A 22,616-nucleotide genomic window follows, 5' to 3' on the forward strand; every position below is an offset into this window, starting at 1 on the left:
GGGTCTCCTTTGTGTTCGTCGAGAGGATTCGGGTCGGCGGATGTCAGACCCGGGCGAACTCGGCCCCGGCCGGGGCGGTCTCGGTGGCCAGGGTGCCCGGCTCCGGCTCGTCCTCGCTGGGCAGGAAGCGGCCGCCGATCAGCTCGTAGAGGCCCGCGCCGATGACGCCGCCGACGAGCGGCCCGACGAGCGGCCCGACGAGCGGCACCCAGAAGTACGGGTATCCACTGGCGTCCTGGAAGGCCGTTCCGATGATCTGGTCGCGCAGCGCGCCCCACTCGGTCACGCCGGCGCCGGGCAGGATGGAGAAGACGCCCTGGCTCTTGCTGGTGAGGCCCGGGTCGAACCGGGACAGCGCCTCGCTGTGGTTCCAGCGGATGATCAGGGCCGCGACGAACGCGCCGGCGGTCTGGGCCAGCGCGTACGGCAGCACCTTGCGCCAGGAGAAGCCCTTGAAGACCGCCAGTGCGACGGTGACCGCGGGGTTGAGGTGCGCGCCGCTGATGCGGCCCGCCACGTACACGCCGAGCGTGACGCCGAGGCCCCAGGCCCAGGCGATGCTGTCGAACTCGCCGGTTCCCGCCGCGACCACCTGGGCGACCACGCCCACGCCGAACAGGATGAGAATCGCGGTGCCGGCGAACTCGGCAGCCAACTCGCCGACGAGCCCGGGCACTTTCCACCGTTGCGCCATGGTGCCTCCAAGGGTGGGGGTGGCGGCCCTCCCGTCCGGGGGAAAACGAGGGCCGGTCGGTCACGCCGTGAGGTCGGACGTCACCGTGGGGTGAACCGTAGAAAACCCTCGGGAGCGGGTCAACGAACCCGGTCGACATTGTCGAACACTGTTGCGGCGGCCCGGGCCGCCAACGAATGAATCAGCGCATTACCGATCCCGGTCCGAACCGGAGGCGAACCAACGCCTGCGGGGAACCGCTCGGCACAGGCCCGCAGCAATCAGTGCACGTCGTCGGGCGGAAAGTACACGAGCAGTCCCTACGCCGTGACCAGGACGGGGTTGCGGGAATCGACCTCATCCATCCAGGCCAGATCGAGGCGGGGCAACACCCCCTCACGCAACCGCGCCGACGCAGGCAGGTCAACCGTGAGGCACCGTACGAGACCGTTGTCCACCCACCGAAGCCGCCACGATCCACCAGGACCGCGCTGCGGCCATCGGCCAAGAGCCCGTGGTCGGCAATCGGGGCGTCTCCCACACGGCGACCACCCAGCAAGTGAGCCCACGGTTCGCGGGGTAGTTCCGCGGGTTTAGGTTGATCGACTTTGGGTTAAGTCCCCGAGTCGGCAGGTGACGTCCGACATGACCCATGTGGCGGACCGGAACAAAGCGGCGTACGACCCAGCGACATGGTGGGAAAGGCAGGTCACTCGGTGGTGAAGTCGTCCCCCAGACCGACCATGTCGAGGACAGTGACGATGATCCGAGACGGCTTGCGCACCACCAGCGCGCAGCCGCCCGAAGCGATCCGCTGGCGCACCGCCAGCAGCGCGGTGATCCCGGCGGCGCAGAAGAAATTCACCCCGCTCAGGTCGAGTACCAGCACCGGGGGCGGTTGGCCGGCCATCACCCTGTCCACGAGGTCGATGAGCAGGTCGACGGTGCCCATCTCGAGCGGGCCTCGGACCTCCACCACCGCCGCCGGGCCTTCCCGAGCGACCGCGAGGGACAGGATCGGCTGGCGGGTGGTTTCCGGCGTCGCTCGGTGTGACGCCTGATGCACGGACATGAGCTGCTCCTCGGTGAGGATGTCGGGACCGGGTCGGCGCTCGGCCCGCGGTCGGCGGGCGGCACTGGTCCTGGGCTCATGTCCGAACCCACGTTGACCCTAGCCGCGTCCCGCCCGATCCGCACCCCGCTCACCGGGAAGCGTGGGCTCGTTGGCGATAAAATGCACCGGCCGGCGGCTCCCCCCGGGAGCAAGCCAGGACGGTGGCGTCACCTGCGGTCGAACCGAACGGGCACATGTTTTCAGGAGGTAGCGGTGGTGTCCGATGCTGCTGAGTCGCACCTGGCCTCGGCGTACGGCCGGCTGTTGACCCTGGTCGCTGACTCACCCCACGTCGATGTGTTCCTCGACCAGGTCGTCCGGGTCGCGGCGGAGGTCGTCACCCCCGCGGTGGCCTGCGGACTGACCGTGCGGCGGGACGGCGGTGCCTTCACCGTCGCCAGCAGTGGCGACCTCGCCGCCCGGGGTGACGAGATCCAGTACGGCGCCGACGAGGGGCCCTGCCTCGAGGCCCTGCGCCGTGGACGCGTCGTTGAGGTCGTCGACCTGCGTGAGGACACCCGCTGGTGCCGGTACCGGGAACACGCGCTCCGGCTCGGCGTCGTCAGCTCGCTGTCGCTGCCGATGACGGTCGACGGCGAGACCGTCGGCGCGTTGAACCTCTACGCCACCCAGCCCGCCGCCTTCACCGACACGGCACGCCGGCACGCCGTGGCGTTCACCGACCAGGGGGCGGCAGCGCTGACCGTGATCCTCCGCCAGGCCGACCACGCCCTCCTGCATCAGCAACTCACCGACGCGATGACCTCCCGCAGCGTCATCGACCAGGCCCTCGGGGTGCTGATGGGCCAGCAGCGGTGCACCGCCACCGAGGCTTTCTCCCTGCTCCGGCAGGCGTCGCAGCACCGAAACCGCAAACTGCGTGACGTGGCCGCGGAGATCATCAAACAGGTCAGCGGCGAGTCCCCGCAGCCGGCTCCCGGGTTCGCGGTGCCCCGCCAACACCTCTGACCAGGGCAGCTGCCAGCTGGCCGGTGACCCGGTAGTCCTCGGCTCCAGGTGCGGCGCACGCAACGTTCCCGGCCGCGGCTTGGCCGGCGCCGCGACATGGCCCATTCTGGGCAGAGGTGCCCGCCGGTACCCGGGTTCCGGCGCGACCGAGGCCGGGGCGGTTGAGCACACAGCCGCCCCGGCCGCCCAGGCGGACGGGCGAGGGATGGCGCCGGTAACTGGTTCCTGCTCAGGGCGGCCAGTTGGTGGTCCCGGACAGCCGACGCCGGCCACGCGGTCTGGCGGTCAGCACTCCCGGCAGTCGGCGACGTCCACCCGTTCGAGGACGGCCGGGCCGACAGTCCTGGCGTTGGCCGCGATCCCAGGCACGCCGGGCCGGTCGCTGCCAAGATCCACCAGCGGGTCAGCCGGCCCAGGTCGTGGCGGGTGTAGTAGGACGGTCGCCGGCGGTGACAGGCGGAGCTGCAACAGCAGCTCGCAGCGGGTGGGCGAGGCATCGTGGCCCGTCACCGTGTGTCGCGGCTATTGCTGCGTGGGTGGTCGCAGATGAGACCCGACCGTGTCCAATGGGCTGAAACTTCTCACACTGCCACTGTCGCGCCTCCACCATGACAAGGAGATTTCGACGCGACAGTGAGGAGGCAACGCCATGAGGCGTCGACGGAGCAGGAGGCGGCCGCTGGTGCAGGCCGCGGCGATGTCGCTGGCGGCGGTGGTGACGGCCGTAGCGGTCGTCCGAGCCGGGCGCCGTCGCCCCGCCAAGGACACGGCCGGCGGGCTGCCTGTTCGGGGGGAGGGCGACGTCGCCGGAGCGGGCATGCTTGCGCCGCCGGTCAGCGGAGCAGCCGCCGGTCAGAGTGACGCCGCGGCATCACTGGGCGTGGCCCGTTCGGCGGGCTAGGTCTGTCGCGGGGGGTGTCGACACGTGGCTGCCTCGGCCAGCGGTGGTCGGGGAGCCGAGGGGGCATCGGGAGAGGCTGACGCTGGAAGGGAAGACGCAGGCCAGCCGCACGATGCCCCGCAAGCCGGACAGGGCGTTGGCCAGGGGACGCCGCAGCCCCGCGCGGCGGGGACGGCCGACCGCATCATGCACGGTGGTGCTGATCCGCACGACGGCGCCGCCCGGGCTGCTCTCGATCTGCAGGTCGTCGGTCATCTGCTGCGCGATCCATAGGCCCATCCCGCCGGCCGCGGATGGCGGCGGGCGATCCTGGAGGTTGCCGTAGTCCGCGGTGGAGAAGCCAGGGCCGCCGTCTCGGACCTCGCGATGAACAGGGCGCTCCTGAGGGGCTGCCCTGGGCCTGCGAGGGGCTAGGATTCTGCCGTGATTGGCGTGCAGGGCAGCGGGAGCGACGAGCGGCTGCGTCGTATCGAGGCGGTCACAGACGCGACGCTGTCCCAGCTTGACGTCAGCGACCTTCTCGATGAGCTCCTCGACCGTGTCCGAGAGGTGCTGCGGGTTGACACTGCCGCCATCCTGCTGCTGGACGTGCACGCCCAGCAGTTGGTGGCCACTGCGACGAAGGGGCTGGACGAGGTCCGGCACGGCTCTCGGATCCCGGTCGGCCGCGGCTTCCCTGGCCGGATCGCTCGGGTAAAGCAGCCCGTCCGACTGGACTCTGTCACCGCCCCCGACGATCCGATCCTGTTCCACAGGGGGGTCCGCTCGTTGTTGGGTGTGCCCATGTTCGCCGGTGGCGAGGTGATCGGCATATTGTACGTCGGCTGCCTGCGGCCGCACCGATTCACCGACGGCGACGTGCAGTTACTCCAGCTCGCCGCCGACCGGGCAAGCCTGGCCAGCCGGACCCGGGCCAGCAGCATCGACCGCACCGCCGCCCTCGCCCTGCAACGCAGCCTGCTACCCACCCACCTACCCGACGCGCCGGCTGTGGACATGGCCGCCCGTTACGTGCCCGGCCACGACGCCGGCGTCGGCGGCGACTGGTATGACGTGTTCCCCCTCCCCTCGGGCTGGCTTGGCGTGGTCATCGGCGACGTGTCTGGACACGGCCTGCGCTCCGCAGTCGTGATGGGACGCATCCGCAGCGCGCTGCGTGCCTACGCCCTGGTCTCCGACGACCCGGCCGACGCGCTGACCCTGCTCGACCGCAAGATCCACCATTTCGAGGCCGGGAACCTCGCCACGGTCCTCTACGCCATGATCTCTCCGGACCGCGCCACCATCCAGATGTCCCTCGCCGGGCACCTGCAACCCATCCTGGCATCACCAGGACGGCCGGCCGACACCCTGAACATTCCAGTTGATCTTCCGTTGGGCACGGGTATGCATCAACCGGTCCGCCGGCAGACCGAGGTCGCGTTCCCTCCGGGGGCGGTAATGGTCTGCTACACCGACGGGCTCGTCGAACGGCGCGGCGAAATCATCGACGTCGGCATCGAACGACTCCGCTCAGCCGTCGAGCCAGGTCCCGCCGAGGCGGTCTGCGCCCACATCATGACAACACTCGCCGCCGAACAGACCACCGACGACATCGCCCTACTGGCCATTTACGCAGCCCACCAGAGTCACCCTTAGGCCGGGCGCTGGCAGGTCGCCCGTGCCCACCCCGCCACTAGGAGGGGTGAACCGGACCGGACTGGCAGTCGTTTGCCAAGGCCGCAGCGGCAGCGCCGGTCGGGTTCACTCCGACCGGCTGCTCCCAGGCCGTCGCCCGTACACTGCACCTGACCGGCGCCAATCAGGTCCCCGGACTGACACTGCTGTGGCCCGACGAGGCGACCGGACCACGCCCTCGGAGGCCGCCGCATGAGTATCTCCGTCGCCACCAGTACCGAGAGTTTCGTGCACCCCGCCCTCTTCTACGCCAATCGCGAGGAGTACCTGGCCGGGACAGTGCCGTTCATGCAAGCCGGCCTTGCCGCCGATGAGCCGGTCATGGTCGCCGTCCCCGGGGACAACCTCGATCACATCCGCACCGCGCTCGGCAGCGACGCGGACAGGGTCCAGCTACACGACATGAGCGTGGCCGGGCGCAACCCCGGGCGCATCATTCCAGGCGTGCTGCTCGCCTTCGCCGCTGCCCACCCCGGCAAGCGGGTACGCATCATCGGCGAACCCATCTGGGCCGGCCGTACCGCTACTGAATACCCCGCTTGCGCGCAGCACGAGGCCCTGATCAACGCGGCGTTCGCCGGCCGGCGGGCCACCATCCTCTGCCCCTATGACACCAGTCGCCTGAGCCAGAGCTGGCTCGACGACGCCTACCGCACCCATCCGATCCTGCAGACCGGCAGCGCGGTGCGGAAAAGCCCGCATTACGCCGATCCAGTCGCGGTCGCCGCCGGGTTCAACCTGCCGCTGCCGGACCCACCCGCCAATGCGACCACCATGAGCATCGACCTACGTGCCCTCCCGGCCCTCCGCCGGATGGTAACCGCCGAGGCCATCACGGCCGGCCTGACTCCGGACCGGGCCTCCGACCTGACGCTGGCAGTCAACGAACTGGCTGCGAACACGGTCAGACACACCGCCGCCGGCGGGACCCTGGCGGTCTGGACGGACCGCACCCGGCTGATCTGCCAGCTCACCGACACTGGGCACATCACAAATCCGCTCGCCGGCCGGATTCCGGTGCCACCGCAGCAGCCCGGCAGCCGAGGGCTCGTTCTGGTCAACCAGCTCTGCGATCTCGTGCGCGTCCACACCAGGCCCGGTGCCACCACGATCCGCCTTCACATGCACCGCTAACGCCCGCAGCAGCGGCAACTCTAGATCGGCAGACCGCGGCGCGGGTGGTTAACCCAGCCCGTCGACGGACCGCCCGGCCAGCCCCGCGTCCCGTCCTTGCCCGCGAATGCCGGCCCGGCCGGTTGAGCCGGGCCGGCACCCGACTTCCGTGGCGCGTGAAGGCGTCCGGGCGCTCCTGCGGCGGATTGTCGGGGGTCGCCCGTACGGTCCCTACCGTGATAACCGTCGCCGATGTCCGCGCGCTGGCCCGGACGTTGCCGCGCACCACCGAGCACCTCATCCACGACCGCGTGAAGTTCCGCGTCGGCGCCATCGTGTACGTGGCGTTCTCCCGAGACGAGCAGACCATGGGTTTCGGCTACCCGAAGGAGCAGCGGAACGGCCTCGTCGCCGCCGAGCCGGATCTGTTCTTCCTCCCCCGGGCATCCGACCTGCGGTTCAACTGGGTGTGCTGTCACCTGTCCCGGCTCGACCACGCCCAGATGACCGAGCTGGTGACGGAGGCGTGGCGGATGGTGGTGCCGAAGTTCCTCGCCCGGCAGCGACTGGGCGACTGAAACGGCCTCACCGCAGTCAGGGCGCCTTCGCGGTGAGGAGGTAGTCGTCGTCCTCGGGGCTCCACCGCAGCTCGACGACGCCGCTGGTTGCGGCCGCCTTGCAGAACTGGAGGAAGCTGCGGTACCCGAGCTTCTTCTCGCTGAAGTCCGGGCGCGCCCGGCGAAGCTGGTTCTTGAGCCCGGAGAGCGCCACCGTGCCGTCGCTGCCCGCCAGTTCCTGGACCACGGTGCGCAGCAGCCCGAACGCCACCTCCCGATCACCGTGTTCGGGCAGCGACACCTCGGGGTCGCCCTTGGCGGGGCCCTCCGCCAGCTCGATCACGTTGTGCGCGGCGAGGTGTCGCAGGAGCTCGCCGAAGGTCCGGAAGCCGTAGTCGGACTCGCTGAAGGTCGGGTCCTTGCGCAACAGGGTGCGCTTCAACGTCGAGGCGGTCACCGCGCCGCTGGAACTGCCCTGCAGACCGGCGACGGTCTGGGCGACCAGGACCGCGAGGGTGTCGACGTCCCGGGGCGCCTCCTCCTCGGCTGGCTGCGGCTCGGGCTCCTGCCCCACCGGCTGCGGCTCGGGCACCCGGGCCGGACGAGCGCGCCGGCCACGGGCCTCCGGGACCTCGACCCCTTCGAGCCGGTCGTAGAAGAGGAACTCGTCGCATGCCGGCGGGAGCAGCGCCGAGGTGGACTTCTCGACGCCGACGCCGATGACGCGCTTGTTGAGCTCGCGGAGCTTGTGCACCAGCGGGGTGAAGTCGCTGTCACCGGTGCAGATCACGAACGTCGAGATGTAGTCACGCTCGAAGGCCAACTCCACGGCGTCGACGGCCATCTTGATGTCGGCGGCGTTCTTCCGCGACGCGCCCATGCGCTGGGGTATCTCGATGAGTTCCACGTGCGACCGGGTGAGCATCCGGCGATCCTCGTCGAAGTACGACCAGTCCGCGTACGCCCGACGCACCACCACCCGCCCCCGCTCGGCAAGGGCGTCGGCGACCGGCCGGAAGTCGAAGGCCATCCCGCCACGATGGTCGCGCGCCCCCAACGCCAGGTTCTCGTAGTCGAGGAACAGCGCAATTCGATCTTCCTGATCCACGCGAGCAGCTTACGCCCGGACCCCGGCCGGTGGACGACTCGCGGGCCGCGCGGTCGGCGGAAATTTCGCCGGCGGCGTCCGGCGGTTCCCCACCGCACGGGAGCAGTCCGCCGCGCTCACCGCCCCGGCCGGGATTCCAGCTCGGTAGACGCGAGCCGGCGGTCCAGCAGCGCCACGACGAGGAGGACGACGACCGTCGCCGCCGCGCTGCCGAGCAGCGGCAACGCGGTCCCGGCGAGCGCGGTGAGGAGCAGGGTGGGCAGGCCGAGCAGCTGGGGCCAGGACAACCGGCGGAAGATGACGGCGGACAGGGCGACCCGGCCGGCGAGGAAGAGCGCGGGACCGGCGACGGTGAGGGCGACGACCGCGCCGGTTCCCCGTTCGGTGGGATGCGTGATCACCAGGTCGGTGGCCACCGAGGTGGCCACCACGCCCGCGATCAGCACCAGGTGCAGGTAGGCGGTGACGGTGCCGAACCGGGACGGGTCCCGTTCGTCGAAGGCGGTGCCCAGGTTCCGGCCGGCCGGCGTGACGTACAGCAGGCCGATGAGCACCGCGGTGGCGAAGGCCAACAGGAACGCGACCGACTGCGCCGCCGCCAGGCCGGTCGCCGAGTACGCCACGCCCGCGGTGATGATCAGCTCGCCGAGCGCGATGATGAAGACCTGCTGGAACCGCTCGGTGAGATGCCCGCCCCGCAGCCGCAGCTCACCGGGCCGGGCGCGGCCCAGCCCCGGCGTCCGCCAACCCATCCGCGGCGCCGTGTAGTCCAGTACCAGGGCCGCCACCCAGACCGGCACCCGGGCCGCCGGCCAGCCCGCCCCGACCAACCAGAGGATGCCGGTCGTGCCGAACCAGGCCAGGATCCGCAGCGTACGGCGGCGCAACGGATGCCCCCGGAGCGCCACCGCCGTGACGACGGTGCGGCCGACGTGGATCGCGACGTACGCCCCGGCGAAGAGCCCGGCCCGACCGCCGGTCGCCTCCGGGAGAGCGACGCTCATCAGGAGCATCCCGAGCGCGGCGCCGACGAGCAGGGCCTGCACCCAGCGGTTGGCGCGGTCGAACCAGTCGGTGAACCAGGCCGTCACCACCCAGACCCACCACAGCGGCAGCAGGAGCAGGGCGGTACGCGCCGCCCCGGCGACGCTCACGTCGGCGAGCAGGACGAGCGACAGCTCCTGCAGTGCGAGGACGAAGGCCAGGTCGAAGAAGAGTTCCAGGAACGACGCCCGCAAGGGCTCGCCACGGCGTCGCAGCAGCGCGTCCGGCCTGCTCGACATCGCGGCTCCCCCCGGCGCTCCCCCGCCTTCATACCATCGCCGACCGCGACCCGGGGCGGTCTCGCCGTCCCGGCTTGTACGGCGCCGAGCCCGCGCCCGCCGCCACCTCGTCGGGGTACGCGCCCACGGAGGTCAACCGGACGGTTTCGGCACACCCCAATCCCGTTCGCTCTACCCTGGATCCGACGAGGCGGAAGCCCTGGTCGGAGCCGGTGGGCGTCCCACCGACGACCGGGACCGCCCGCGCTCGGCGGTGCGACGCTTCCCCGGCTGAGCCACCTTCCAGACTTCCGCCCGGGCCAGGCCGCACCACGCATCGCATTCGGAGGGATGAGGATCCGTGATGGCGACAGCAACTGCAGTACGGGTCCGCCCGTTCCGCGTCGAAATTCCGGAGGAGGATCTCGTCGAACTCCGCCGACGGCAGCTCATCTACTTCAACGAGGTCGACATGGGCGGTCATTTCGCGGCCTGGGAACAGCCGGAACTGTTCGCGAGCGAGGTTCGCGCGGCGTTCCGGCCGCTACGCTGACCGGCCGACATGCCGCTCTTCTTCTCACGACGTGACTCCGGTCTTGACGAGTTGACCCTTCGAATCCCTGAGCTCGCTGCTGAGCGATGGGTGAACTCTGCACCGCTGACCGGTGATGCGCTCCACGGTAAGGTGGTCCTGGTTGATTTCTGGGAGTACACCTGCATCAACTGGATCCGCACGTCGCCCTATGTGAAGGCATGGCACCGGGACTATGCCGATCTGGGCCTGGTCGTCATTGGCGTGCATGCGCCCGAGTTCGAGTTCGGCAAGCGTGCCGAGAACATCGGCCGGGGGATCCGCGACCACGGGCTCACCTACCCGATCGCGCTCGACAACGACTTCGTGGTCTGGCGGGCCCTCGGCAACAACGCCTGGCCGGCGAAGTATCTGTTCGATGCGGAGGGAAGACCCGTCGATCGGTGGGTCGGGGAGGGTAGCTACGACCGCGTGGAGGCGGAGATCCGCCGGCTTCTCGTCGCGGCGGTGCCTGCAACCGAGCTGCCTCCGGTCAGCCCCGAGGTGATGACGTTCGCCGCGACCGGGCTACCCTCCTACGCCGGCGTCACAGCCGAGACGTATGTCGGCACTGACCAACGCCTGCCCGGCACTTTCGACCTGGTCGGCGACTGGCACAGCAGCGGCGAGTACGTCGAACTCGCGGGCGGCACCGGCGAGATCGCCCTTGCCTTCAACGCCGGCGAGGTGAACCTCGTCGTGGACCCGGGACCGTCCGGGGAGGCGGCGGTCCGGGTGCTGCTCGATGGGAAACCGATCGGCGACGAGCGCGGCGCCGACGTCGGTCCGGACGCCGTGGCGCACCTCAACCGGGCGGCAATGACTCGGCTGGTCGACGGCGCGTCCCGGGACGATCACCTACTGACCCTGGTCGCCAGCCAACCCGGCCTCCGCGCGTTCGCTTTCACATTCGGCCCGTAGAGCGAGAAGATTCCCGAGGGGACAGCCACGTCCTCGGGCAGCGGGCCAATGACCTCGCACTGACGAAGACACACCCGCCGCAAGCAAGACGCCCGGCAGGGGGCGACCGCCAGCTCGCGGAACACGCGACCAGCGGCTCCGGCGCGCGTGGCTGACCCCACCCTGGCGCCCACCGGGGCGCGGGTCATCCGTGATGGCCCGCGCCCAGCGGTCGTGTCCGGTGTCAGCCCTGCCGGGCCTTCTGCCGCGGATCCGCCTTGTTGATCACGAACACCTTGCCGCGGCGGCGCACCACGATCGAGTTCACCTTCCGCTTCAGTCCTCGCAGGGAGCTTCGCACCTTCATCGCGCGTCATCCTTCCCGAGCGTCGGTGTGCGGCGCCCACCGATCGACGTCGCCGGTGGCATGAACCTCGCCCGGCAGCGGCGCAGCACCGTCGGCCGGCCGAGCGCCGCAGGTGTCGCATACCCGGCACGCGAACCGGCATACCCGCGCCGGCCGGCCGACGAGCACCGCACCACTGGCACCTCTCGGCCCGGAACCGGGCGGAGGGCGGCGGCGGCCGTCCGCCGCCGGCTCTTTCGCAGCTCGTCGGTACGGTGGCGGCGCTCGGGCTCGCACCTGAGCGGGCCATCCCGCCACCGCAGCGGCCACTGCGGCGTGGACGACTCCCGGTGGCGGCGGCGCTACCCTGACCCCGTGGATCGTTGCGACGAGTGCGCCTTCGTCTATGCCAGCGCGCCCGCGGAGGCGCTGCCGCAGCTGCTGCGCGAGCTGGGTGACCGGTACGCGGCCGCGCTGGCCGAGGTGCCGGACCTACGCCGGCGCCCGGCCGAGGGCGTGTGGTCGCCGCTGGAGTACACCTGCCACGTCCGAGACGTCCTCCGCGTCCAGGGCGAGCGACTCGCGCTGGCCCTGGCCGTCGACGAACCGGAGTTCACCCCGATGGGTCGCGACGAGCGGGCCGTCGCCGACGCGTACAACGCGCAGGACCCGGCGGTGGTGCTGGCCGAACTGACCGCGGCCGGCGACCACCTGGCCGCCCGGTTCGCCGTGCTCGGCCGCGCGGAGCTCGCCCGCACCGGTGCGTACCCCTGGCCACAACCGCAGGTCCGGACGCTGCTCTGGCTCGGTCAGCACACCGTCCACGAGGGCGAGCACCACCTGCTGGACATCCGCCGCGCCGCCCGGTCCAAAGCCGCTACGGAGACCGCTGCCGACCCGGCGGGGTGATCCTAAGGGGCCGCGCAGGGGGCGGCGCCCAGCGTGCAGCTCTCGGGCGCCTTGGTGAGCGGGTCGCCGTCGCGGACGTCGAAGGTGAACGTCTCCGACCCTCCGGCCGGTACGGGTGCTCCGGTGAAGGTGACGGTCTGCCCGTCCTGCCGCCAGTCAGCCCCGCTGGCACCGGCGATCGTGCCGCCCTCTGACAGCGTGACGACGACGCTCCAGTCATTCGCCGCCGCGCTACCCGCGTTGTCGACCACCACCTCACCGGTGTAGCCGAAGATTCGGGTGGACACGGTGGCGTAGCGGGCGGTCAGGACGCCGGCCGCTGGCGGGAGCGAGGCGGTCGCGCCCGACGGCTTGGCCGTGGGCGTCCGGCTGGGGCGGGCGCTACCGCTGCCGGCGCTCGGCTTGGGACGCACGGGGAGGGCCGCCCGGGGTAGGCGCGTCGTGGCCGTCGCGGCGGTCGGCGCCGGCAGCGGTGCCGGGTCCGTGCCGGCGGCGGGGTCCGGCTCGGCCGGCAGCACGGCCCACACTGCCAGGCCGGCGGCCAGCACAGCGCCGGCCAGCACCGCGATGAGCAGCGGTCCACGGCTGCGGCCGGCCGGCGCCGGCTCGTCGTCGATCAGCTCGGTGACCGGCAACTGGGCGGTCACCGCCGGATCACCGCGCCGCAGGTCGACCTGCTGGAACGCCAACCAGTCCAGGATGGCCGGCAGCCGTCCGGTCAGCGCCTGGTCGTAGTACTGCTCGCGGCGGTCGCGCTGGTCCGCCGGCCACGTGCCGTGTTCCAGGACCTCGCGCACCACCAGCCGGCAGCCCTCGGTTGTGGAGGTGAGGGTGCAGGTCAGCCGGGTACGCCGGCCCGCCTCGTCGCACCGCAGCGCGAGCAGCTCCGGCTCCCGCCGCTCGGTCACCTCCGCGTCGACGGCGGCGTCGAAGCCGGCCAGCCCGGCCGTGCACACCAGCAGCCGCCCCCGCGCCCCGGCCACCGCCTCGACCTCGGTGAACCAGCGGGCGACCAACTCCCGGTCGGTCAACGCGCGCCAGACCAGGTCGGCGGGATGGGTCAGGTCGACCGCGGTGTCGATCTCAATCACGGCGAGACTCTACGGTCCCGCTGGCCGGCCCGGCCGGAGGGGATCCCCCGCCGGTGTCGTCCCCGCTCGGCCTCCCGGCAGGAACATGACCTGGATCATCGGTGGGCCACACAGGCACGGACAAGGTCGTCGGCTGCGCACCGGGCGGCTCAGGCGTCGATTCGTTCGATGATCGTCGCGTTGGCGGTGCCGCCGGCCTCGCACATCGTCTGCAGGCCGTACCGGCCGCCCGTGCGTTCGAGCACGTGCAGGAGGGTGGTGGCGAGTCGGGCTCCGCTGGCCCCGAGCGGGTGTCCGATGGCGATGGCGCCGCCGTCGACGTTGACCTTCGCCGGATCGGCGCCGGTCTCGGCCAGCCATGCCAGCACGACCGACGAGAAGGCCTCGTTGACCTCGAAGGCGTCGATGTCGGCGATGGTCAGGCCGGCGCGGGCGAGCACCCTGGCGGTGGCCGGGATGATGCCGGCCAGCATGAGGATTGGGTCGTCACCGACCACCGTGGCGGTGTGCACGCGGGCCCGCGGACGCCAGCCCCGCTGCCGGGCGATCTCGCTCGTGGTCAGCAGGAGCGCCGCTGAACCGTCGTTGAGCGGGCTGGAGTTGCCCGCCGTCACCTTCCAGTCGAGCGCACCGAACCGGCGGGTCCAGCGCTGGTCGGCGAAGGCCACCGGCAGCCCGGCCAGCCGGTCCACGGTCGTGCCCGGACGGATCGTCTCGTCGATGGTGAGCTCGGCCCCGGGCAGTGGCGCGACCTGGGTGACGAACCGGCCCTCTCGCCACGCCTCGGCGGCGCGGCGGTGGCTGGTCGCGGCGAACTCGTCGAGCTGGGTCCGGGACAGCGCCCACTTGCGGGAGATCAGCTCGGCGCTGACGCCCTGCGGGATGAGGCCGCCCGGGTAGCGCTCGGCGACCGTGGGACCGGCGAAGTCGGTCCGGACGCCGTCGACGACCGCTGCGCTGCCGATCGGCACCCGGCTCATCGACTCGACGCCCGATGCGATGACGATGTCGTAGGCACCGGCGACGAGTCCCTGGGCGGCGAAGCTCAGCGCCTGCTGGCTGCTGCCGCACTGCCGGTCGACGGTCACACCCGGCACCGACTCGGGCAGCCCGGCGGCGAGGGCGGCGAGCCGCGTCGTGTTGGTGCTCTGCTCGCCCACCTGGGCGACGGCGCCGCCGATCACGTCGTCGATCTCCGCCGGATCGAGCCCCGGCATCCGGGCGATCAGACTGCGCAGGGCGTGCGCGTGCAGGTCCACCGGATGGACCCCGCTGTAGGCACCGCCCCGCTTGCCCCTGGCCACCGGTGTCCGAACCGCCTCGACGATGACCGCGTCACGCATCGCTGTCTCCTGACTGCCGACCCGATCCGGACCGATCGGTCCGGGACTGAACAGCCCGATACTGCGCCGCACGACACAGGGCGGTCAACCGTTTCCGGACCGACCGGTCCGTTATCCTCGACACAACGGAGCGACAGGGAGGGGACCATGGCGCGCACGGCGGCCCCGGGAAGCCGGGAACGGATCCTCGACACGGCCGCGGGCCTGTTCTACCGGTACGGCGTCCGGGCTGTGGGCATGAAGCAGGTCATCGACGCCGCGGGGTGCGGCAAGAACCTGCTCTACACGCACTTCCCCAGCAAGAACGACCTGGTGGCGGCCTACCTTCGGGAGTGCCGGCGGGAACGGGCCCGGTCCGCCGCCGCGGCGGCCGGCGAGGTGCCCGGCGATGACCCGGCCGCGCAACTGCTCGCACTCGTCGGAGAGATCGTCACCACGGTCGGCCGACCGGAGTTCCGGGGTTGCGCGTTCCGCATCTACCTGACCGAGTTCCCGGACGACCAGAGCGAGCCCGCCCGGTTGGCCCGCGACTACCTGCGCGACAGCCGCGCCGAGATCGACCGGCTGGTGGCCCGCCTCGGCGTCACCGACCCCGGCCAGCTCGCCGACCGCGTCTGGCTGATCGTGGAGGGCCTCTACGCGAGCGCCGCCCGTTCGGAGTCGGCCGGGGCGGCGGACGCGGCGACGCAGCTCGTCCGGGACCTCCTCGCCGGCGCGAGGGAGCGGTGAGACGCCCGGCGTCCAGGCAACCGTCTGATCCCAAATGGCCCTTCGACGACGCCACCCTGGACCGGGCCGCCGCAGCCTTCGACAATCCGGACTTCGTCGACGTGGTCGTCCACGGCTACCGGCACCGGCTCGGCCTCGCCGGCGACGACCCGCGATGCGCAGAGATCGAGGCGCGGCTCGCCGGGCAGCCGGCCATCACCGTGCCGACCGTGACCCTGGACGGCACCGCGGACGGCAACTGCCGGCTGATCGTGCAGACCCTGTTCCAGTTCGGCACCGTCGAGACCGGTGGGATTGATGATGCCGAAGCGCTTGCCGGCGCCGGTGGCGGTGTGCCGGGCGGTGATGAGCGCGCTGATGACCGTGGAGTCGATGACGGTGGCGTCCGGCTCCACGCGGGTCCGGTGCTGCCACCTGAGCTGAGGCGTCATTGCTCGTCGTCCTCCACGGACCCGTCGGGCTTGTCGTGGTGTCGTGCGATGGCGGGTACGCCGTCCGGGGACAGCCAGGCGGTGACGGTGGCGGTGAGTCCGTGCACCCCCCGGGCGAAGATGAGTCCCTCGGCCAGCTGGCTTGCCAGCCAGAGCCCGCGTCCGCCGGCGACATCGACCGCGGGCAGCCGCACGGGCAGTCTTCCCAGGGTGGCGCCCCCATCGCTGACCTCGCAGATCAGCACGTCGTCCTGGCGCCGCAGGGCGAGGTGGCCGTGGCCGCCGCCGTGGCGTACGGCGTTGGTGACCAGCTCGTGCACCGCCAGGACGAAGTCGTAGCCGGCGTCGCCGGCCAGCCCCGCGCCGGTCACCGCGGCCGCCAGGCCGTGGCGCAGGGCGGTGACGGTGGAGGCGGTGAAGTCCTGCGACATCAGCGCCACGCTCGTGGCTGGACCGGGAGTCGGGTGGCTCACGTCGGATGCCCTGGGATCCTCGGTCACGGCTAGGAGGCTACACATCATCGCAAACTTCGCGACCTTTGCCAAAAGACAACCATCGCAGCTCACGGCGCGTACGAATACGGCTCCGGCCGGGTCAGCTGACGATCCTGACCTCGACCGGGCCGACGCGCAGGGTGCCGTCGTTCAGTGGGCTGCAGCGGATCCCGCCCCGGCCGCGCAGCGCCCGCCAGGCCCCGGGGCCGATGGTGGCGTCCATCCAGGCGCAGGGGTTTGCCGGCCGGCGGACCCGAAGGCTGACCGGGCCCTGTCCCGAGTCCAGGATCAGCACGGACCCGACCAGCTCGTCGACGGCGATGCCGGTGGTGAGCACGTTGCGTCGGACCTGCACCAGATCGACGTCGGGCGGCAGCGACTCCTGCGCGATCACGGTCACGCTCGCTTCGCGGTGCGCCGGCTTGCCGAAGTACCGGTCGCCGACGATGCCGAGGCCGGCGCGGACGTGGATCTCCGCCACCAGCTCACCGGGCGGCGCCGGCGTCGGACCGTCCGCGGGCCGGCCCACGTAACGGTGCACGGGCGAGGCCAGCAACTGCACGATCTGCGGCATGGCGGCGATTCTAAGAAGCGACAGCCGCGGTCGTCCCGGCGTCAGGAGGTGAAGGAGTAAACCGACCCCAGACGTGGCTCGCCCTGATCAGCCTGCTGGTCAGGCTGCCGGCCGCGCTCGACACGCAGATGCGGCGCGAGTCGGGGGTCAGCCACTTCGAGTAGCAGGTGCTGGCGGTCGGGTCGTGCGCTCCACCCGCCGATATCCACCGTCACGAATGCGGCGGGACCACCGGGCGGCCGTCCGGTCGGTACGATCGCCGTGCCGTTCCCCACAGCCCTTGGAGGTCGCGGTGGCCGACACCCAGTCGCCCGGATCGGGCGGGCGGCCCCTGGTGGAAGACGCCTCGCCCTCGGCGCGGATCGACCCGACGGTGCCGCACGCCGCCCGCCGCTACGACTACTGGCTCGGCGGCAAGGACAACTTCGCCGCAGACCGGGAGTCGGGTGACGCGGTGGCCGCCGCTTACCCGGCGATCCGCACCACCGTGATCGAGAACCGGCGGTTCATGCAGCGGGCCACCCGCCACCTCGCCGAACAGGTCGGTATCCGGCAGTTCCTCGACATCGGCACCGGCATCCCGACCAGCCCGAACATGCACGAGGTCGCCCAGGGCGTCGGGTCGGAATCGCGGGTCGTCTACGTCGACAACGACCCCATTGTGCTGGCGCACGCCCGCGCCCTGCTGACCAGCGCGCCCGATGGCGCCACCGCCTACGTCGACGCGGACCTGCGCGACCCCGAGCGGATCCTGCGGCATCCCGACCTGCGGGCGACGCTCGACCTCACCCGTCCGGTCGCGCTGATGCTGGTCGCCATCCTGCACTTCCTCCCCGACGGCGACGACCCGTACGGGGTGACCCGCCGGCTGGTCGAGGCCCTCCCCTCCGGCAGCTACCTGGTGGTCTCCCACGCCACCACGGATCTGGTGCCACGGCACATCGCGGCCGCCGCCGCGCCGTCCGCCGCCACCAGCATGATCGACATGGCGTTCCGCACCCGGGACGAGTTCGCGTCGTTCTTCGACGGGCTCGACCTGATCCCGCCGGGCGTCAGCCCGGTCACCGAGTGGCGACCGGACGACCCGCCGGAGCGGCGCACCCCCGCGGCGCAGGCCTCGATGTACGCGGCGGTGGCCCGCAAACCCTGACCACACCGACGGACCACGGGCCGGCACCGCCACGTGAGCGTCGCCGCCCGCCTCCGGGCCGCCCGGTCCCGAGGCGGACGGCGGTCGGCTCTAGTTGGTGAGCCACCGGTGGATGCAGTGCAGCAGATCGTCGGCGTCGACCGGCTTGGTGACGTAGTCGCTGGCACCGGAGGAGATGCTCTTCTCGCGGTCGCCGTACATGGCCTTCGCGGTGACGGCGATGATCGGCAGGTCGGCGTAGCGGGGCATCGCGCGGATCGCGGCGGTGGCGGCGTACCCGTCCATCTCCGGCATCATCACGTCCATCAGGACGAGGTCGATGTCGTCGTGGCGCATCAGCGTCTCGATGCCCTTGCGGCCGTTCTCGGCGTAGACGACGTCGATGCCGTGCAACTCCAGGATGTTGGTCAGGGCGAAGACGTTACGGGCGTCGTCGTCGACGACGAGGACCTTGCGGCCGGTCAGCGCCGTGGCGAGCGGGTCGCTGACGGGCAGCCGGTCGGCGGCCGGAGGTGTGAACGGCACGACGCGTTCCGGGGTGTCCGCCGTCAGGTGCAGCGCCATCCGCTCGCGCAGCTCGTCGAGGCTGCGCAGGATCTCCATCGGCCGGTCCTGGGCCAGCGCGAGCAGCAGGGTCTCCTGGCCCGGCGTCAGCGGATGCCCGTGGTAGGCCAGCACGGGCACGCCACGCAGGTCCGAGTTGTCGTTCAGCGCCTTGAGCAGGGCTGTGCCGCTGTCGTCCGACGCGTCGAGGCGGAGGACCAGCAGGCGGTGGCGGTGGGCGGTGAGCGCCTCCACCGCCGAGGCGGCGTCCACCGTCGTGGACACCTCGACCGGGCTGCCGGTCTCCGCGGCGACACCCTGGGCCAGCAGGGTGAGCAGCCCCTTGTCTCGGGGCTCGAGCACCAGCAGCCGGGACTCCGCCCGCCGGTGGGGGTCCGGCTCCGGTGAGCCGGCCGGGTGGTCGCCGACCGCGACGGAGGCGGTGTCGGGCGCGAGCGGGCCGGTGGCGGTGACCGGCAGGTAGAGGGTGAAGGTGCTGCCCTGACCGAGGACGCTCTGCGCGGTGATCTGGCCGCCGAGCAGCTGGGCGATCTCTCGGCTGATGGACAGCCCTAGGCCCGTGCCGCCGTACCGTCGGCTGGTGGTGCCGTCGGCCTGCTGGAAGGCGTCGAAGATCGCCGTCAGGTGCTGCTGGGCGATGCCGATGCCGGTGTCGATGACCCGGAAGGCGACGATCGGCTCCTCCTCCAGCTCGATGCCGCCGGGCAGCTCGTCCGGGCGGGCCCGCTCGATGCGCAGCTGCACCCGGCCCTGCTCGGTGAACTTGACCGCGTTGGAGACCAGGTTGCGCAGCACCTGCCGCAGCCGCTGCTCGTCGGTGTGCAGCTGGGTGGGGACGTCCGGGCCGGTGACGATGTCCAGCTCCAGCCCGCGCGGGGTGGTCAACGGACGGAAGGTGGCGTCGACGTAGTCGCGCAGCACCGACAGGTCGAACGTCTCCGGGTTGATGTCCATCTTGCCGGCCTCGACCTTGGACAGGTCGAGGATGTCGTTGATGAGCTGGAGCAGGTCGGTGCCGGCGGAGTGGATGACGGTGGCGTACTCCACCTGCTTGCCGGTCAGGTTCCGGTTCGGGTTCTGGGCCAGCAGTTGGGCCAGGATGAGCAGCGAGTTCAGCGGGGTACGCAGCTCGTGGCTCATGTTCGCCAGGAACTCGGACTTGTACTTCGAGGCGAGCGCGAGCTGCTGGGCGCGGGCCTCCAGCTCCTGGCGGGCCTGCTCGATCTCGGAGTTCTTCGTCTCGATGTCGTGGTTCTGCCGTACCAGCAGGGCGGCCTTGTCCTCCAGCTCGGCGTTGGACCGCTGCAGCTCCTCGGAGCGGGCCTGCAGCTCCTCCGAGCGGGCCCGCAGCTCGGCGGCGAGCCGCTGGGACTCGGTGAGCAGGACGTCGGTCCGGGCGTTGGCGACGATGGTGTTGACGTTGACGCCGATGGTCTCGGTTAGCTGGTCGAGGAAGTCGCGCTGGACCTCGGTGAAGCGGCTCATGCTGGCCAGCTCGATGACCCCGAGAACCTGGTCCTCGAAGAGCACGGGCAGCACCACCAGGTGCAGCGGCGCGGCGGCGCCGAGGCTGGAGGAGACGGTGACGTAGTCGGCGGGTACGGCGTCCAGCACGATCGCCCGCTTGCTCAGCGCGGCCTGGCCGACCAGGGAGTCGCCGAGGGCGTACCGGCGGCGGCTGGCGTCGTGCCCGTAGCCGCCGACCACCCGCAGAACGGTCCCATCGGGGGTCTCCTCGACGAGCAGGAACGTGCCCAGCTGCGCGGCGACCAGCGGGGCCAGCTCGTTCATCACCAGGCCGGCGACGATGTCGAGGTCGCGGTGGCCCTGCATCAGTCCGGAGATGCGGGCGAGGTTGGTCTTGAGCCAGTCCTGTTCCTGGTTGGTGCGGGTGGTCTCGCGCAGCGACTCCACCATGGAGTTGATGTTGTCCTTCAGCTCGCCGACCTCGCCGGGGGCGTCGACGGTGATGGAGCGGGTGAGGTCGCCGGTGGCCACGGCGCTGGTCACCTCGGCGATGGCGCGGACCTGCCGGGTGAGGTTGCCGGCCAGCTCGTTGACGTTCTCGGTGAGGCGCTTCCACGTACCGGAGACGCCCTCGACCTCGGCCTGGCCGCCGAGGCGGCCCTCGCTGCCCACCTCCCGGGCCACTCGGGTGACCTCGGCGGCGAAGCTGGAGAGCTGATCCACCATCGTGTTGATGGTGGTCTTCAGCTCGAGGATCTCGCCGCGCGCGTCGACGTCGATCTTCCTGGTCAGGTCGCCCTGGGCCACGGCGGTGGTGACCTGGGCGATGTTGCGGACCTGGCCGGTCAGGTTGTTCGCCATCGAGTTGACGTTGTCGGTGAGGTCCTTCCAGGTGCCCGCGACGTTCGGCACCCGGGCCTGGCCGCCGAGGCGGCCCTCGGTGCCCACCTCGCGCGCCACCCGGGTGACCTCGTCGGCGAAGGCGCCGAGCGTGCCGACCATCGTGTTGATGGTCTGGGCGAGCACGGCGACCTCGCCCTTGGCCTCGACAGTGATCTGCCGGCTCAGGTCACCCTGGGCTACGGCGGTGGCCACCAGCGCGATCGAACGCACCTGGTTGGTGAGGTTGTTGGCCATCTCGTTGACGTTGTCGGTCAGGTCCTTCCAGGTGCCGCCCACGTTGGACACCCGGGCCTGGCCGCCGAGCCGGCCCTCGGTGCCCACCTCGCGCGCCACCCGGGTCACCTCGTCGGCGAAGGCGGAGAGCTGGTCGACCATCGTGTTGATGGTCTCCTTGAGCGCCAGGATCTCGCCACGGGCGTCCACCCGGATCTTCTGGGTCAGGTCGCCCTTGGCCACCGCGGTCGTGACCTCGGCGATGCTGCGCACCTGGGCCGTGAGGTTGTCGGCCATGACGTTCACCGACTCGGTGAGGTCCTTCCAGGTGCCGGAGACGCCCTTGACGTCGGCCTGGCCGCCGAGGCGGCCCTCGGTGCCGACCTCCCGCGCGACCCGGGTCACCTCGTCGGCGAACGACGACAGCTGGTCCACCATCGTGTTGATGGTGCTCTTCAGCTCCAGGATCTCCCCGTGCGCGGTGACGGTGATCTTCTGCGAGAGGTCACCCCGGGCCACCGCGGTGGCCACCTGGGCGATGCTGCGCACCTGGTCGGTGAGGTTGCCGGCCATCGAGTTGACCGAGTCGGTGAGGTCGCGCCAGGTGCCGGCGACGCCGCTGACCTGGGCCTGACCGCCGAGCCGCCCGTCGGTGCCCACCTCCCGGGCCACCCGGGTCACCTCGTCGGCGAACGACGACAGCTGGTCCACCATCGTGTTGATGGTGCTCTTCAGCTCCAGGATCTCGCCGCGCGCGTCGACGGTGATCTTCTGCGACAGGTCACCCCGGGCCACGGCCGTGGTGACCTGGGCGATGTTACGGACCTGGCTGGTCAGGTTGCCGGCCATGAAGTTCACCGAGTCGGTGAGGTCGCGCCAGGTGCCGGCGACTCCGGGCACCTCGGCCTGACCGCCGAGGCGGCCCTCGCTGCCCACCTCCCGGGCCACCCGGGTCACCTCGTCGGCGAACGACGACAGCTGGTCCACCATCGTGTTGATGGTGATCTTCAGTTCGAGGATCTCGCCCCGCACATCGACGGTGATCTTCTGCGACAGGTCGCCCCGGGCCACCGCCGTGGCCACCTCGGCGATGTCGCGGACCTGGTCGGTGAGGTTGCCGGCCATGGCGTTCACCGAGTCGGTGAGGTCCTTCCAGGTGCCTGACACCCCGGGCACCTCGGCCTGACCGCCGAGCTGCCCCTCCGTACCGACCTCCCGGGCGACCCGGGTGACCTCGGAGGTGAACAGCGACAACTGGTCGACCATGCCGTTGAAGACGGTGGCGATCTCGCCGAGCAGCCCGTCGGCGTCCTCCGGCAACCGGGTGCCGAAGTCGCCGTCGCGCACCGCCGTCAGGCCGGCCAGCAACTGCCGCAGGCCCGGATCGGTCATGGGCGCGCCCGCGCCGCTCCCCGAGGGCCGTCGCCTCGCCGTCGTCGTCTCGCCCACCACAACCACCCGTGCTCAGCGGCCGGCGGGGCCGGCGGACCAACATCAACCGCGCAAGTATGCACAGGTCGCGGTCCCGCCGCAGGGCGAGCCGACCGGGGCGCGGCG

21 protein-coding genes are annotated in these 22,616 nt (G+C 71.4%); 9 read left to right on the forward strand and 12 right to left on the reverse strand.

Annotation, left to right across the window (positions count from 1 at the left end):
- Positions 1–43: 43 nt before the first annotated feature.
- Both GA0070613_RS26095 and GA0070613_RS26100 read right to left on the reverse strand, forming a co-directional pair.
- Positions 44–694, reverse strand: a complete 651-nt coding sequence (locus GA0070613_RS26095) for an MIP/aquaporin family protein (protein WP_089014687.1) — start codon at positions 692–694, stop codon at positions 44–46.
- Between the two features lie 688 nt (positions 695–1,382).
- Positions 1,383–1,745: an STAS domain-containing protein gene (locus GA0070613_RS26100; protein ID WP_089014688.1), complete on the reverse strand. Its 363-nt coding sequence runs from the start codon at positions 1,743–1,745 to the stop codon at positions 1,383–1,385.
- Between the two features lie 258 nt (positions 1,746–2,003).
- Between GA0070613_RS26100 and GA0070613_RS26105 the strand changes: the two genes are divergently transcribed.
- Positions 2,004–2,756: a GAF and ANTAR domain-containing protein gene (locus GA0070613_RS26105; RefSeq protein WP_172875900.1), complete on the forward strand. Its 753-nt coding sequence runs from the start codon at positions 2,004–2,006 to the stop codon at positions 2,754–2,756.
- An 871-nt stretch (positions 2,757–3,627) separates the two neighbouring features.
- Here the strand turns inward: GA0070613_RS26105 and GA0070613_RS34550 are convergent.
- Positions 3,628–4,182, reverse strand: coding sequence for an ATP-binding protein (locus tag GA0070613_RS34550; RefSeq protein WP_408631015.1), 555 nt, complete (start codon positions 4,180–4,182; stop codon positions 3,628–3,630).
- On the opposite strand from GA0070613_RS34550, the gene GA0070613_RS26115 reads away from it, so the two are divergent.
- From GA0070613_RS26115 to GA0070613_RS26125, 3 genes are all read left to right on the forward strand, one after another.
- Positions 4,081–5,295 (forward strand): PP2C family protein-serine/threonine phosphatase, encoded by a 1,215-nt coding sequence (locus tag GA0070613_RS26115; RefSeq protein ID WP_231929480.1) that lies wholly within the window; start codon positions 4,081–4,083, stop codon positions 5,293–5,295. The genes GA0070613_RS34550 and GA0070613_RS26115 overlap by 102 nt on opposite strands.
- 231 nt (positions 5,296–5,526) lie before the next feature.
- Positions 5,527–6,468 (forward strand): sensor histidine kinase, encoded by a 942-nt coding sequence (locus GA0070613_RS26120; protein ID WP_089014691.1) that lies wholly within the window; start codon positions 5,527–5,529, stop codon positions 6,466–6,468.
- A 215-nt stretch (positions 6,469–6,683) separates the two neighbouring features.
- The gene (locus GA0070613_RS26125) at positions 6,684–7,025 is read left to right on the forward strand and encodes an MmcQ/YjbR family DNA-binding protein (protein WP_089014692.1); all 342 of its coding nucleotides are present in this window, start codon (positions 6,684–6,686) and stop codon (positions 7,023–7,025) included.
- Positions 7,026–7,041: 16 nt separating this feature from the next.
- Here GA0070613_RS26125 and GA0070613_RS26130 read toward each other — a convergent pair whose 3' ends face one another.
- Together GA0070613_RS26130 and GA0070613_RS26135 are read right to left on the reverse strand one after the other, a co-directional pair.
- A complete protein-coding gene (locus GA0070613_RS26130; protein ID WP_089014693.1) occupies positions 7,042–8,112 on the reverse strand; it encodes a PIN domain-containing protein in 1,071 nt (356 codons plus the stop codon).
- 116 nt (positions 8,113–8,228) lie between these two features.
- Entirely contained in the window at positions 8,229–9,395 is a 1,167-nt protein-coding gene (locus GA0070613_RS26135; RefSeq protein ID WP_089014694.1) for a low temperature requirement protein A, read from the reverse strand.
- A 343-nt stretch (positions 9,396–9,738) separates the two neighbouring features.
- On the opposite strand from GA0070613_RS26135, the gene GA0070613_RS26140 reads away from it, so the two are divergent.
- Both GA0070613_RS26140 and GA0070613_RS26145 read left to right on the forward strand, forming a co-directional pair.
- Positions 9,739–9,927, forward strand: a complete 189-nt coding sequence (locus GA0070613_RS26140) for a hypothetical protein (RefSeq protein WP_089014695.1) — start codon at positions 9,739–9,741, stop codon at positions 9,925–9,927.
- Positions 9,928–9,936: 9 nt separating this feature from the next.
- Positions 9,937–10,866 carry a thioredoxin family protein gene (locus GA0070613_RS26145; protein WP_089014696.1) on the forward strand — a complete coding sequence of 310 codons (930 nt, stop codon included), beginning with the start codon at positions 9,937–9,939 and terminating at the stop codon, positions 10,864–10,866.
- A 223-nt stretch (positions 10,867–11,089) separates the two neighbouring features.
- Here the strand turns inward: GA0070613_RS26145 and GA0070613_RS26150 are convergent, their stop codons facing one another.
- The gene (locus GA0070613_RS26150) at positions 11,090–11,212 is read right to left on the reverse strand and encodes a 50S ribosomal protein L36 (protein ID WP_089014697.1); all 123 of its coding nucleotides are present in this window, start codon (positions 11,210–11,212) and stop codon (positions 11,090–11,092) included.
- Positions 11,213–11,566: 354 nt separating this feature from the next.
- On the opposite strand from GA0070613_RS26150, the gene GA0070613_RS32410 reads away from it, so the two are divergent.
- On the forward strand, positions 11,567–12,100 hold the full coding sequence (locus GA0070613_RS32410; RefSeq protein ID WP_157746543.1) for a DinB family protein: 534 nt from the start codon (positions 11,567–11,569) through the stop codon (positions 12,098–12,100).
- 2 nt (positions 12,101–12,102) lie between these two features.
- Here the strand turns inward: GA0070613_RS32410 and GA0070613_RS26160 are convergent, their stop codons facing one another.
- Positions 12,103–13,191: an SRPBCC domain-containing protein gene (locus GA0070613_RS26160; protein ID WP_089014699.1), complete on the reverse strand. Its 1,089-nt coding sequence runs from the start codon at positions 13,189–13,191 to the stop codon at positions 12,103–12,105.
- A 149-nt stretch (positions 13,192–13,340) separates the two neighbouring features.
- On the reverse strand, positions 13,341–14,534 hold the full coding sequence (locus tag GA0070613_RS26165) for a thiolase family protein (protein ID WP_089014700.1): 1,194 nt from the start codon (positions 14,532–14,534) through the stop codon (positions 13,341–13,343).
- A 147-nt stretch (positions 14,535–14,681) separates the two neighbouring features.
- Between GA0070613_RS26165 and GA0070613_RS26170 the strand changes: the two genes are divergently transcribed.
- Entirely contained in the window at positions 14,682–15,263 is a 582-nt protein-coding gene (locus tag GA0070613_RS26170) for a TetR/AcrR family transcriptional regulator (RefSeq protein ID WP_089014701.1), read from the forward strand.
- Here GA0070613_RS26170 and GA0070613_RS32415 read toward each other — a convergent pair.
- The 3 genes from GA0070613_RS32415 to GA0070613_RS26185 all read right to left on the reverse strand — a co-directional run bounded on the left by GA0070613_RS32415 (position 15,170) and on the right by GA0070613_RS26185 (position 16,762).
- Positions 15,170–15,658 carry a hypothetical protein gene (locus GA0070613_RS32415; RefSeq protein WP_157746544.1) on the reverse strand — a complete coding sequence of 163 codons (489 nt, stop codon included), beginning with the start codon at positions 15,656–15,658 and terminating at the stop codon, positions 15,170–15,172. The two genes, GA0070613_RS26170 and GA0070613_RS32415, sit on opposite strands and share 94 nt — an antisense overlap.
- Before the next feature lie 32 nt (positions 15,659–15,690).
- Positions 15,691–16,194 carry an ATP-binding protein gene (locus GA0070613_RS26180; RefSeq protein WP_157746545.1) on the reverse strand — a complete coding sequence of 168 codons (504 nt, stop codon included), beginning with the start codon at positions 16,192–16,194 and terminating at the stop codon, positions 15,691–15,693.
- A 94-nt stretch (positions 16,195–16,288) separates the two neighbouring features.
- Positions 16,289–16,762: a molybdenum cofactor biosysynthesis protein gene (locus tag GA0070613_RS26185; protein WP_089014703.1), complete on the reverse strand. Its 474-nt coding sequence runs from the start codon at positions 16,760–16,762 to the stop codon at positions 16,289–16,291.
- 292 nt (positions 16,763–17,054) lie between these two features.
- Here GA0070613_RS26185 and GA0070613_RS26190 point away from each other — a divergent pair, with 292 nt between their 5' ends.
- Positions 17,055–17,912, forward strand: coding sequence for an SAM-dependent methyltransferase (locus tag GA0070613_RS26190; RefSeq protein ID WP_231929482.1), 858 nt, complete (start codon positions 17,055–17,057; stop codon positions 17,910–17,912).
- Between the two features lie 90 nt (positions 17,913–18,002).
- Here the strand turns inward: GA0070613_RS26190 and GA0070613_RS26195 are convergent, their stop codons facing one another.
- The gene (locus GA0070613_RS26195) at positions 18,003–22,451 is read right to left on the reverse strand and encodes a HAMP domain-containing protein (RefSeq protein ID WP_089014705.1); all 4,449 of its coding nucleotides are present in this window, start codon (positions 22,449–22,451) and stop codon (positions 18,003–18,005) included.
- Positions 22,452–22,616: the final 165 nt, after the last annotated feature.

Source organism: Micromonospora inositola (assembly GCF_900090285.1).
In the GTDB taxonomy this organism is placed as follows: domain Bacteria; phylum Actinomycetota; class Actinomycetes; order Mycobacteriales; family Micromonosporaceae; genus Micromonospora; species Micromonospora inositola.

What these genes read in the sequence shown, in the direction of transcription:
- GA0070613_RS26095 (WP_089014687.1), bottom strand. Translation starts at nt 694, where the DNA reads ATGGCGCAACGGTGGAAAGTGCCCGGGCTCGTCGGCGAGTTGGCTGCC.
- GA0070613_RS26100 (WP_089014688.1), bottom strand. Translation starts at nt 1,745, where the DNA reads ATGTCCGTGCATCAGGCGTCACACCGAGCGACGCCGGAAACCACCCGC.
- GA0070613_RS26120 (WP_089014691.1), top strand. Translation starts at nt 5,527, where the DNA reads ATGAGTATCTCCGTCGCCACCAGTACCGAGAGTTTCGTGCACCCCGCC.
- GA0070613_RS26135 (WP_089014694.1), bottom strand. Translation starts at nt 9,395, where the DNA reads ATGTCGAGCAGGCCGGACGCGCTGCTGCGACGCCGTGGCGAGCCCTTG.
- GA0070613_RS26140 (WP_089014695.1), top strand. Translation starts at nt 9,739, where the DNA reads ATGGCGACAGCAACTGCAGTACGGGTCCGCCCGTTCCGCGTCGAAATT.
- GA0070613_RS26145 (WP_089014696.1), top strand. Translation starts at nt 9,937, where the DNA reads ATGCCGCTCTTCTTCTCACGACGTGACTCCGGTCTTGACGAGTTGACC.
- GA0070613_RS26150 (WP_089014697.1), bottom strand. Translation starts at nt 11,212, where the DNA reads ATGAAGGTGCGAAGCTCCCTGCGAGGACTGAAGCGGAAGGTGAACTCG.
- GA0070613_RS26165 (WP_089014700.1), bottom strand. Translation starts at nt 14,534, where the DNA reads ATGCGTGACGCGGTCATCGTCGAGGCGGTTCGGACACCGGTGGCCAGG.
- GA0070613_RS26170 (WP_089014701.1), top strand. Translation starts at nt 14,682, where the DNA reads ATGGCGCGCACGGCGGCCCCGGGAAGCCGGGAACGGATCCTCGACACG.
- GA0070613_RS26185 (WP_089014703.1), bottom strand. Translation starts at nt 16,762, where the DNA reads ATGCCGCAGATCGTGCAGTTGCTGGCCTCGCCCGTGCACCGTTACGTG.
- GA0070613_RS26195 (WP_089014705.1), bottom strand. Translation starts at nt 22,451, where the DNA reads ATGACCGATCCGGGCCTGCGGCAGTTGCTGGCCGGCCTGACGGCGGTG.